This window comes from Comamonas sp. (assembly GCF_036666375.1).
In the GTDB taxonomy this organism is placed as follows: Bacteria; Pseudomonadota; Gammaproteobacteria; order Burkholderiales; family Burkholderiaceae_C; genus Comamonas.
In genome coordinates this window covers 1-10,986 of record NZ_JAVWWA010000135.1, presented here as the reverse complement: position 1 = coordinate 10,986, position 10,986 = coordinate 1, and the positions used below count along the sequence as shown (strand labels likewise).

Annotated in this window: 11 protein-coding genes and 1 riboswitch; of the genes, 2 read left to right on the top strand and 9 right to left on the bottom strand. The window is 67.6% G+C overall.

Going from position 1 to position 10,986, the window contains the following annotated elements; all coding sequences use genetic code 11:
- The 5 genes from RR928_RS22325 to RR928_RS22305 form a co-directional block, all read right to left on the bottom strand.
- Positions 1 to 688 (bottom strand): phosphomethylpyrimidine synthase ThiC (locus tag RR928_RS22325; protein WP_332684310.1); only part of this gene is annotated, 688 nt, incomplete at its 3' end.
- A gap of 238 nt (positions 689 to 926) precedes the next feature.
- Positions 927 to 1,049: riboswitch (TPP riboswitch) on the bottom strand.
- 45 nt (positions 1,050 to 1,094) lie between these two features.
- The gene (locus tag RR928_RS22320) at positions 1,095 to 2,120 is read right to left on the bottom strand and encodes an amidohydrolase family protein (RefSeq protein ID WP_332537960.1); all 1,026 of its coding nucleotides are present in this window, start codon (positions 2,118 to 2,120) and stop codon (positions 1,095 to 1,097) included.
- Positions 2,121 to 2,136: 16 nt separating this feature from the next.
- Positions 2,137 to 3,117 (bottom strand): Bug family tripartite tricarboxylate transporter substrate binding protein, encoded by a 981-nt coding sequence (locus RR928_RS22315; RefSeq protein WP_332684308.1) that lies wholly within the window; start codon positions 3,115 to 3,117, stop codon positions 2,137 to 2,139.
- Positions 3,118 to 3,250: 133 nt separating this feature from the next.
- Positions 3,251 to 3,967 (bottom strand): IclR family transcriptional regulator, encoded by a 717-nt coding sequence (locus tag RR928_RS22310; protein WP_332537958.1) that lies wholly within the window; start codon positions 3,965 to 3,967, stop codon positions 3,251 to 3,253.
- 7 nt (positions 3,968 to 3,974) lie between these two features.
- Positions 3,975 to 4,634 (bottom strand): nitroreductase, encoded by a 660-nt coding sequence (locus RR928_RS22305; RefSeq protein WP_332537957.1) that lies wholly within the window; start codon positions 4,632 to 4,634, stop codon positions 3,975 to 3,977.
- Positions 4,635 to 4,732: 98 nt separating this feature from the next.
- Here RR928_RS22305 and RR928_RS22300 point away from each other — a divergent pair, with 98 nt between their 5' ends.
- Positions 4,733 to 5,431: a carbonic anhydrase gene (locus RR928_RS22300; RefSeq protein ID WP_332537956.1), complete on the top strand. Its 699-nt coding sequence runs from the start codon at positions 4,733 to 4,735 to the stop codon at positions 5,429 to 5,431.
- Between the two features lie 6 nt (positions 5,432 to 5,437).
- On the opposite strand, the gene cysE is transcribed toward RR928_RS22300, so the two are convergent.
- Both cysE and RR928_RS22290 read right to left on the bottom strand, forming a co-directional pair.
- Positions 5,438 to 6,229: a serine O-acetyltransferase gene (gene cysE, locus RR928_RS22295; RefSeq protein WP_332537955.1), complete on the bottom strand. Its 792-nt coding sequence runs from the start codon at positions 6,227 to 6,229 to the stop codon at positions 5,438 to 5,440.
- A 32-nt stretch (positions 6,230 to 6,261) separates the two neighbouring features.
- The gene (locus tag RR928_RS22290) at positions 6,262 to 7,035 is read right to left on the bottom strand and encodes an RNA methyltransferase (protein WP_332537954.1); all 774 of its coding nucleotides are present in this window, start codon (positions 7,033 to 7,035) and stop codon (positions 6,262 to 6,264) included.
- A gap of 190 nt (positions 7,036 to 7,225) precedes the next feature.
- On the opposite strand from RR928_RS22290, the gene RR928_RS22285 reads away from it, so the two are divergent.
- Complete coding sequence (locus RR928_RS22285; protein ID WP_332537953.1) at positions 7,226 to 8,131, top strand: inositol monophosphatase family protein; 906 nt, start codon at positions 7,226 to 7,228, stop codon at positions 8,129 to 8,131.
- A gap of 61 nt (positions 8,132 to 8,192) precedes the next feature.
- Here RR928_RS22285 and RR928_RS22280 read toward each other — a convergent pair whose 3' ends face one another.
- Together RR928_RS22280 and RR928_RS22275 are read right to left on the bottom strand one after the other, a co-directional pair.
- A complete protein-coding gene (locus RR928_RS22280; RefSeq protein WP_332537952.1) occupies positions 8,193 to 9,599 on the bottom strand; it encodes a PAS domain-containing protein in 1,407 nt (468 codons plus the stop codon).
- Between the two features lie 289 nt (positions 9,600 to 9,888).
- A complete protein-coding gene (locus RR928_RS22275; protein WP_332537951.1) occupies positions 9,889 to 10,437 on the bottom strand; it encodes a DUF2325 domain-containing protein in 549 nt (182 codons plus the stop codon).
- Positions 10,438 to 10,986: the final 549 nt, after the last annotated feature.

Sequence of the window (10,986 nt, the reverse complement as noted above, 5' to 3'; positions counted from 1 at the left end):
TGAAATTGCGGCCAATCGCCATGGGCTCGATTTCAGGGTGGTTGATGTTGGCGGGAATGATGGCCCGGCCGCGCGCCACTTCCTCGCGCACGAATTCCGGCGTGATGATCTTCGGGATGCGCGCGCCCAGCGGGTTGCCCGCGAGGCGCTGCTCGCGCGCCGTGTCCTGCTGGTAGGCAGCTATCCATTCGCGCCGGCCGTTCTCGCGCAGCGCGACGTATTCCATTTCGGGGGTGATGATGCCGCGGCGCGCGTAGTGCATCTGCGTCACGTTGGCACCGCTCTTGGCGCGGCGCGGCTGGCGCTGCAGGCCCGCGGCCTCGGCGCGCAATTGCTTCAGGCGCAGTGCTTCATCGCTGCGGCCGCCGTCATCGAGCGCGACGCGCGGGCGGCCAACGTACCACTCGGTGTCGCCGCGCGCGTCTATCCAGGGCGCGCGCAGGTTGGGCAGGCCCTGGCGGATGTCGATCTGCACGCCAGGGTCGGTATACGGGCCCGAGGTGTCGTAGACGCTGACCTGTTCGCCATTGGTCAGCGCGATGTCGCGCACGGGCACGCGCAGTTCGGGATGCAGCTGGCCCGGCAGATAGCTTTTGCGCGACGCAGGAAAAGGCTGGCGCGATTGCGCGAGCAGATCCGCAAAGGACGGGGCTGGGGGGGTGGAAAATTCCGTATCGCGGGCATTCATCGCAGTCTCCTCGGATGGTGGTTGGATCAACAACGCTCCGAGGAATGCCAGGCCGAGCCTGTCGCCCGCCCATTGCCGCTGGGGCTGTGGACGGACCACCGCCGGCCGGGGGACTTGCCCCGCACGCGCACCCAGGTGCACGAGCAGCCATGGGTGGCGCGGATGGAAGAAAGCACTGCAGTCTTGATCGGTGGCAGGCACATTGCGCCCCACCACTGACTTCTGCCTCCCCCACCCCGCTTCAGGGTCTCGCTCTTCTTCCGCCGGTATGAACCGGATCAAGTTCGTCGGGTTCGCCAGCCAGCCTGTTCACACAGACCGCCTGGCATCTCAGCGCATAAGCACACCCCGGAGCTGCGATGAGTATAACGGCGTCGGCGACGCAATGGAATCGGGGCGGCGAGCGTCAACGGCCCTGGGCGCTGAGCAGCCGGTCCAGCCGCGGGTAGACGCGCCGCGCATTGCCCTCGAATACCTGCTGCATCGCCTGCGCCGAAAGCCCCTGCACCGCATCCACATAGCGGCGCGTATCGTCGAAATGAAAGCCGGTCTGCGGATCGATGCCCTTCACGGCACCATGGATCTCGGAAGCGAACAGCACGTTCTCGACCGGAATCACATCGAGCAGCAGGTCGATCCCGCGCTGATGGTAGACGCAGGTATCGAAGAACACGTTGTTCAGCAACTGCGTCAGCGGCGGACGCTGCAGCTGCTGCGCCAGCCCGCGGTAGCGCCCCCAGTGGTAGGGCACGGCGCCGCCGCCATGCGGAATCACCAGGCGCAGCGTGGGAAAGTCCTTGAACAGATCCGACAGCAGCAGCTGCATGAAGACCGTGGTGTCGCCGTTGAGATAGTGCGCGCCTGTGTGGTGAAAGTTGGCATTGCAGGAGCAGCTCACATGCACCATTCCCGGGACGTCCAGCTCCACCATCTTCTCGTACAGCGGATACCAGTGGCGGTCGGTCATGGGCGGCCCGCTCCAGTGACCGTCCGACGGATCGGGGTTCACATTGCAGCCGACAAAGCCCAGCTCGGTGACGCAGCGCTCGAGTTCGGCCACGCTGGCCCAAAGGTCCGCGCCCGGCGATTGCGGCAGCTGGCATACGCCCGCGTATTCGCGCGGATAGAGCTGGACCACGCGGTGGATCAGGTCGTTGCAGGCCTGCGCCCAATGCGCGCTGGTCTGCACGTTGCCCACATGGTGGGCCATTGCCCCGGCCGTGGGCGAGAACACCGTCATGTCCACGCCGCGCGCGCGCTGCGTCGCCAGCTGGTTGCATTCCAGGCTCGCGCGGATCTCGTCGTCGCTGATGCGCGCGTCGGGGTACAGCGCCGGGGCTCCGGGCTCGAACAGGCGCGCCTTCTGGCGCTGGCGATAGTCGCCCAGCGCCTTGGGCGCGGTGGTGTAGTGGCCGTGGCAGTCGATGATCATGGGCGGGTCGGGAGCTTCAGTTGAGATGGATGCCCGATTCGCGGATCACCTTGTCCCACGCGGCGGTTTCCTTGCGCGTGCGCTCGGCCAGTTCCTGGGGCGCGCTGACATGCAGATCCACGCCCTGCTCGCGCAGGCGCGCCTCGAACGCCTTGTCGGCCGCCAGCTTGCCCAGCGCCGTGCCCAGCTTTTCCACCACTGCCGGCGGCACGCCGACCGGGCCGAACAGGCCATACCAGGTGGTGTATTCGAAGCCCGGCAGCCCGGCCTGCTTGATGAGCGGGAAATCCTTGTAGGTGGGCGACTGCGACCTGGAGCTCACGCCCACGACGCGCAGCAAGCCCTTGTCCACCATGCCCTTCATGGACGGCAGGCTGCTGAACATGGCCTGCACCTGGCCAGACGCCAGATCCGTCATGGCCTGCGACGAGCCCTTGTAAGCCAGATGCCGGCCCTGGATGCCGGCCTGCTGCATGAACCACTCGGACGCCAGATGCGCCAGCCCGCCCACGCCGGCGGAAGCAAAGTTCAAGTTGCCGGGGTTGGCCTGCGCATGGTCAATGAGTTCCTTGACCGTGCGCACCGGCAGCTGGCTAGACACCACCAGCACATGCGGGCTGGTGGTGACCATGCCCACCGGGGACAGCTGCGTGAGGATGTCCACGCGCTTCCTGCTCAGCAGCGGCTGGATCACGACGTTGCCCGAAGCCGCGAACAGCAGCGTGTAGCCGTCGGCCGGCGCACGGACCACGGCATTGGTCGCGGGCACGCCCGCGCCCCCGCCCAGGTTCTCCACCACCACGGACTGGCCCAGCTCCTTGCCCAGGGCCTGGGCGACTTCGCGCGCCACCACATCGGCCGGACCTCCAGCCGCAAAGGGCACGATGAAGCGCAGGGTCTTGCTGGGGAAGGCGTCGGCCTGGGCATGCGCCTGGTGGGCAACGAAAGTCGCGCACGCGCAGATGGCTGCCTGCAGCAGCACTCGCTTGGTGGTCATTGTTGTCTCCTTGGTGAAACCCTCTGATCGGGGCCAGCAGACATCGTAGAAACACCAAGGCGACAACGGAACACCGTTTCACCTGGCGTAACGGCCGCCGGATCGCGCCAGCAGGCACAACGGCCTGCCGATCTCAGTTCGGGTGCCAGGTGGACCGCAAGGCGGCGACGGAGACACCGCCCAGCTGCCAGGAAATTTGCGCCGCGGTCTGCGTGATGACAGGGCCAAAGGATTCCAGTTGCGCCGGCGTCAGGCGATCGACCGGACCCGAGACGCAGACCGAGCCCAGCACGGCGCGGCGCACTCCGTGCACGGCGGCGGAGATGCTCGCGGCACCCGCGCTGCGCTCGCCCGCCGTCACGCTGTAGCCCGTGCGGCGAATCGCGTCGTAGACCGCACCGGCTTCGCCCAGCGCAGCCAGAATCACGTGGCCGGCGGAGCCCTTGTCCAGCGGCAACAGTTCGCCCGAACGCACATGGCGGCGAATGCCGCGCGGCCCCTCCACGCGCAGCAGGCAGCTGCGCACGCTGTTCTCGTAGACGTAGAACGACGCGCTCTCGCCCGTCGCTTCCGCCAGCGCCATCAACTGCGGCTCGATGATGGCGTTGACGTCGAACTGCGCCTGATAGCGCGCGCCCAGAAAGCCCGCGCTGGGCCCGAGGCGCCAGGCGCCGTCCGCGGCGCGCTGGACCAGAAAGCCATCGGCAGCCAGCGTGCGCGCCAGTCGCAGCACCGTGGGCTTGTGCATGGCCGTGCGCCGCGCCAGCTCGGCGAGCGAAACAAAGCTCTCATCGCCAGAAAACGCCTTGAGCAGCGCGAGCGCGCGCGCGACCGCAATGACATGCGTCATCGGTGCCTCAAAAGCCTTTCAGTTGCAGCCATTCGCCCGGATCGGCGCGCGTGGCGCGCAGGCGGTTGATCGGCGCGTCGATATCTTCCCAGCCGAGCGCAATGCCGAAGGCCACCTCATAGCCTTCGGGCAGCGCCAGCTGCGCTGCCACGGTGTCGCCAAAGCGGCGCCAGAACCCCTGGGCGCAGGTCGCCAGCCCCTGCTCCACGGCCAGCAGCATCAGCGACTGCAGATAGATGCCCAGATCGGCCCACTGGGCCAGCCCCATGCGCGCATCGACGCTCACGAAGATGCCTACGGGCGCGCCGAAGAATTGCGCGTTGCGCGCCAGCTGATTGAGCCGCGCGGGCTTGTCGTCGCGGCCTATCGACAGCGTACGGTACAGGTCTTCGCCGTTCTCGAAGCGCCGGCTGCGGTACGGCTCCCAGAGGCTGGGCGGGTAGGAGGTGCCTGTGGGGCCGTCCTTGGGCTCGGCCCGGGCCACCACTTCCAGCAGTTGCGCCAGCGGCGCGCCGGTCAGCGCGGTCACGCGCCAGGGCTGCAGGTTGCCGCCCGAGGCGGCGCGCGCGGCCGAGTGCAGCATCGAGCGCACCACGGCAGCCTCGGGCACGCGGGGCAGGAAAGCGCGCACCGAGCGGCGCGCATGCAGGGCATCTTTCACATTCATGGCATTGGGTCCTCCGAGCGACATAAGAAAGAGTCTAGCCGCCGCCGACGGAACACAATGGCAGGCAGCGGTCACTCACCTTCCTTTAAAGGAATGACATGTGTGAAGTTTGCGATCGCGGCGTGCGCCGGCGCGCTTTTCTGACGCTTGCGGCGGCCAGCCTGTTCAGCGGCCCATTACAGGCTGCAGACCTGCAGCCTGCGCCCGTCCTGGCTCCGGACGAAGCGCTGGCGCGACTGCAGGCCGGCAATGCGCAGTTCGTCCAGGCCCCGTCGCTGTGCGCGGCGCGGCTGTCTGAGCAAAGGGAGCAGCTCGCGAGCCACCAGGCCCCGTGGGCCGCCATCGTTTCCTGCGCCGACAGCCGCGTGCCCCCCGAATTGCTGTTCGGCGGCCTGGGCCTGGGCCAGCTGTTTGTCGCACGCAATGCGGGCCATATGCCCGATGCCGCCACGCTGGGCACCATTGAATACGGCTGCTCCGTACTGGGCATTCCACTGGTCGTGGTGCTGGGCCATGAGCGCTGCGGCGCGGTGGCAGCGGCCTGCGCCGTGGTGCAAGGCAAGGCGCGTTATTCCGGCTTCATCGCGCCGCTGGTCGCGGCCATCGTTCCCGCGGCACGCGCGGTGGCGGACCAGCCCGGCGATTTTCTCGACAACGCGGTGCGCGAAAACGCGCGCCGCACGGCGCAGGTGATTGCGACGCGCAGCGCATCGATCGCCCAGGGCGTTGCCGACGGCAAGGTGCGCATCGTGGCCGCACGCTACGACCTGGACAGCGGACGCGTCGAATGGCTCTGACGCGGCCTACTTGCCCATCAGCTGGTCGATCTTGTCCTTCTCGAACTTCTGCGGCCGCTCGGATTCGCAGGGCACGCAGTCGTTGGTCTTGGTCTGGGCCGAGAGTTTCTCTATCGCCTGCCACAGCAGCGCAATCTGCTGCTCGTGGCCGGCCGCGCCTTCGCTCAGTCCGCGCATGGCCTGCGAGATGGGGTCGTCTTCCTGGGTCACGCCATAGGCCGTGAAGGCGCGCGGCGCGGCCGCAGGCGCGTCGTGGTCTATGACATCGGCGCTCTGGCCGGCCTTGGACGGCAGGATGCGCGCGGGAATGCCCACGGCCGTGGCGCCGGCCGGCACGGGCTTGATGACCACGGCATTGCTGCCGATCTTCGCGCCGTCGCCGACTTCGAAGCCGCCAAGCACCTTGGCGCCGGCGCTGACCACGACATCGCGGCCCAGCGTGGGGTGGCGCTTGACGCCCTTGTACAGCGAGGTGCCGCCCAGCGTCACGCCGTGGTAGATGGTGCAGCCGTCGCCCACCACCGCGGTCTCGCCTATCACCACGCCCATGCCGTGGTCGATGAACACGCGCTCGCCTATCACCGCACCGGGATGGATCTCAATGCCCGTGAGCCAGCGCCCCATGTGCGAGATGAAACGACCCAGCCATTGCAGGTCATGGGTCCAGCACCAGTGCGCGGGCCGCTGCAGCCAGATGGCGTGCAGGCCGGGGTAACAGGTCACCACTTCCCAGGTGCTGCGTGCCGCAGGATCACGGTCGAGAATGCACTGGATATCGGAGCGCAGGCGTGCGAGCATCGCGGGGAGAATTTAGTGGGGAGTCGGTCAGTCTAGCGGTTTGGCGGCGTGCTTTGCAGCATGGCTTTGGCGACACCGCGCAGGATGTGGATTTCTTCGGGGCTCAGTTGCGCGCGATTGAACATCTGGTTCAGCCGCGGCATGAGCTTCTTGGGCGCCGCGGGATCGAGGAAGCCGATGTGCGTGAGCGCCTGCTCCCAATGCGTGAGCATGCCGCCCACCTGGGCCGCATCGGCGCGGTCGGGCAGCTGCGCGGGCGCGGCGTTCTCGAGCGCGAAGCCGCCCAGCGCCTGGCGCCATTCATAGGCGATCAGCTGGATTGCCGCACCGAGATTGAGCGAGCCGAATTGCGGATTCGAGGGAATCGACAGCGCCACGTCGCAGCGGTACACATCTTCGTTGGCCATGCCGAAGCGCTCGCAGCCAAACAGAAAGGCCACGCCGGTTTCGGGGGCGGCCGGGGTTTCTGGCGCGGCAGATGCGGGGCGCAGCTTGCCCTGGACCAGCATCTCCAGGTGCTGGCGCGGCGCGCGCGTGGGCGGTCCGAAATCGCGCGGCGTCATTGCCGTGGCGCACAGGTGGCTCATGCCGTCGAGGGCTTCGTCGAGCGTCTCGACGATACGCGCCTGGGCCAGCACATCGAGCGCGCCGCTGGCGCGCTGTATGGTCTCCTCGCGCCGCAGCACGTTGGCCCAGCGCGGCGCGACCAGCACCAGGTCATCGAAGCCCATGGTCTTCATGGCGCGGGCGGCAGCACCCACATTGCCGGCATGGCTGGTCTGGATCAGGACGAATCGGGTCTTCATGGCATTCACAAAAGCGTTGGCAAAAGGCGGCAGATGCCAAAGGTTGCAGCACAAAGCGCAGCAGAAATCGGGCAGGCCGGGTAAAATCGCCAGCCATTGTCGCCGCCCGCATCGCCGAGGCCGGCCTTCCCCTGTTCTTACCCGCGTGTTGCGCTGCCTTTTTGCAGCGCGGCGCCAACGCTCACAATCTATGTCGTCTACCCTGCATCCCATGCTCAACGTGGCTATCAAAGCCGCACGCGCCGCCGGCGCCCTCATCAACCGCGCGGCTCTTGACGTGGAATCCGTGCGCATCGCACAGAAGCAGGTCAACGACTTTGTGACCGAGACCGACCAGGCGGCCGAAAAAGCCATCATCGAAACGCTGCTGACCGCCTACCCCGGCCACGGCATCCTCGCCGAGGAAACCGGCCAGGAATTCGGTGCCAAGGATTCCGACTTCGTCTGGATCATCGACCCGCTCGACGGCACGACCAACTTCATCCACGGCCTGCCCGTGTACTGCGTGAGCATCGCTCTGGCCGTCAAGGGCAAGATCGAGCACGCTGTGGTCTACGATCCTTCGCGCAACAACCTGTTCACCGCCACGCGCGGCCGCGGTGCGTTCCTCAACGACCGCCGCATCCGCGTGAGCAAGCGCGCGCAGATGCGCGACTGCCTGATCGGCACGGGCTTCCCGTTCCGCCAGGGCGACAACTTCAAGGCCTTCATGGCCATGGTCACCGACGTCATGCCGCGCGTCGCGGGCGTGCGCCAGTCGGGCTCGGCTGCGCTGGACATGGCCTATGTCGCTGCGGGCTTCAGCGACGGCTTCTTCCACAACGGCCTGAGCATCTGGGACGTGGCCGCGGGCTCGCTGCTGATCACCGAAGCCGGTGGCCTGGTCGGCAACTACACCGGTGAAGCCGACTTCCTCGAGCAGCGCGAATGCATGGCCGGCAACCCCCGCGTCTATGGCAACCTGGTCACGCTGCTGGGCAAGTACAGCAAGTTTGCCGGCGCAGGCGAAAAGGCCGGCGTGCGCCAGGCCCTGGCCGAAGACGGCGAGCCCGCCGCTGAAGAAGCCGCGCCCGCTCCCGCGGACGACCAGGCCTGATTTCAGCGCCGCAAGGAAAAAGCCGCCCGGCCAGGCGGCTTTTTTTCGTCTGCGCCCCGGCTCAGGGCGCGGGCAAGGCCGGCGCCACCGACGCCACGCTGCCCAGCCGCTGGTGCCAGCCCACAATCGCAATGCGCCTGCCGCAGCGGTCGAACACCGGCATGATCTGCACCAGTTCCTCGTGCAGCCGGCCCGCGCTGTCGCGGTTGACCAGCCGGCCTTCCCAGCGCTGGCCGGCCATCAGCGTGGACCACAGGTCGCGATAGGTCGCCTGCGGCGTCTGCCCGCTGGCGACGATCGATGGCTTGTTGCCGCGCAGCGCAGCCAGTGCGTGGCCGCTTTCCTGTTCATAGCGTGAATTCGCCCAGATGATGCGGCCGTCGGCATCCGTGAGCACCGCGGCCATGGGGCTCACGCGCAGCGCCTCGCGCAGCACGTCATGGCGCTCCTGCACCGCGCGCAGGCAGCGGCCCAGCGTACGCAGGCGCAGCACCATCGCGCCCGCCAGCATCAGCAGCGTGAACGACACCGAGGCCACCCACCAGCGGTCGCGCCAGGTCATCAGCACGCTCACGTTGTCCAGCGCCACCAGCTCCCACGCGCCTTCGGGGTCGTTCCAGTTGAGCGCACGCCGGTCGACCAGATGGCGCGCGCCATCGACGCGCACTTCCACGCTGTCTTCGGCGAACGGCAGGGCCGACGCCACGCCATTTTCGAAATGCCCGCCGAACAGCCCGCTCTGGCGCACGGCGTCGATGCGCTGCTGCGTCAGCGGCGCGGTCATCGCATAGCGCCAGTCGGGCCGCGTGGAGGAAAACGCCACGCCATGCGGATCGAGCAGCAAGGTGGTCAGGTCGTTGCGATTGAGCACGGCATCGAGCGCCGCGGCGTCGGTCTTGAGCACCACCACGCCCAGCACGGGTGAATCGACCGATTCGCCGGAACGCACGGGGGCGACATAGAACAGGTTGCGTGCATGCGTGCCCGCCTCCAGCGCCGCGAACACGCTGGGCCGGCCCAGCATGGCCTGGCGGAAATAAGGCAGGAAAGCCTGCAGCCGTGCGGGCGACACGCGCTCGCTGTCGTCCTGGGCCATGCTGCGGCCGTCACGGTCCATCACATGCACGCTGAGCACGGGCAGGCGCATGCGCAACTGCGCGAAATGCAGCTGCACCACTTCGGGCGGCACATCGAGGCCGCGCGCGAGATCCTTGATCGCCGGGTCGGCCAGGCCGACCGCGACCGCGCCCGACAGCGTGACGCTTTGCAGCGTCTGCGCCAGCAGCGCCTGGCGCGTCTCGTCGAGAATGCGTTCGCGCTGCTGGGCGCGATCGTCCAGGCGCCACAGCGTCACCGCCTGCACCGCGAGCAGCGCGCCCACGCCGGCCGCGAGCGTAAGCCCCAGCAGCTCGCGCAGGCGCGAGCCTTCGCGCCGGGGCGCAGGCCCTCCCGGGAGCCAACCCGCCATGGCATTCAGGCCCTGGCGCCAAGCCGCCATTGCCCGTGTTCGTTCACTCTGATCCTGCATGCCAGCCCTCTTGCCTCTGTGCACCGCGGCCGGCTCATGGCCGCCACGATCCAGCATTTCGTTGTTATATGCCGATCGGCAGACGGACTTGTAGCGCCCGTTTTCTGCCTGGTCCGCGCGCTGATGTGGTGACACCAAGCCGCGTTTCCGCTGGCAGATACTAACAACCCTGGCGAGGGTTACCCCTGAAAGACAAACGAGCAGCCCCGGTGCAGGGGTGCCGCGGGGCTCATGCGGCCGGCGCGGCCAGCCACTCGATCGCGCTCTCGGACTGCGCCGGCGGCGCGAAACCGGTGATGCTCGCGGCCGTGGATTGCTCGACCAGCACGCAGGTCTTGCCTGTGCGCCGGCAATGGTCCTGCACGCGCCAGTAGGCGCCGTGGCTCAGGCAGCCGGTCTGGCAGATCACCAGGTCGGCGGCCTCGAAGCTGGCTTCGAGGTCATCGGCCCCGGCATCGGCGCTCAGGCTGGGCAGCGCAACCGCGCCGGTCTCGGCCGGCGCGCGGTGATCGCGCAGCTGCCATTGCAGGCGCTCGAGCGCCATGTTCTGCATGAGGACGCGCACCGCATCCATGCGCTGTGAACGCTCCCAGGACAGCGCGGTGTCGCGCACGATCACGGCCGCGCGCAACCGCATGGCTTCGCCCTGCAGGCGCGCGATTTCCGCGGCCTGGGCGCGCACCAGCGCGTCGCAGCGCGTCTGCGCCTTGCCGAAGTGGCGCATCAACGCGTGGTACTCGCTGATGAGTTGCGGGATTTCGTGCGCGGCAAGGTGCATGGTCGGCCTCGGCAGAGTGCGGTCGCGGCACGCGGGCCGCAGGAAATGGAATGCCGGGAAAGACCTGGATGCCAGGCCATCGTGCGGCGGTCTAGCCCTGATTCGTCCCCTGCGGGAAGCGCTTTACAGGATAGGCCGCAGTGTATATCAATTGAGACTTATTCTCATTCAAATCACTTGTCCGACGCGTGCGCAATGCGGCGGTGGCTGACGCCGGCGCAGTCTAAGTCCACGCGCTGGGTGTGGCACTTGGCGCCGGACACAGCACAGCCGCGTCATCGACAATAATGTGCTCTTCACCCGCACGGCCTCGCCTGCCGCGCCGGGAATGCCACCGGCACGCACTGCGCCTTGCCGGTTTTCCCCAGAGGATTTTTTGCGACTGCGCGTAGATTGCAGCAATCTGCGCCACCCGCCCCCGAAATTGCCGGGCTGCACGCCACTCCAGCAGCCAACCTAAGTTATTGATTCAAAAGTGATTATCGAGAATACCGAAGCCGAGCAGGGGCTGGCCAGCACGCCGCTTTCCGCGCACACGCCCATGATGCA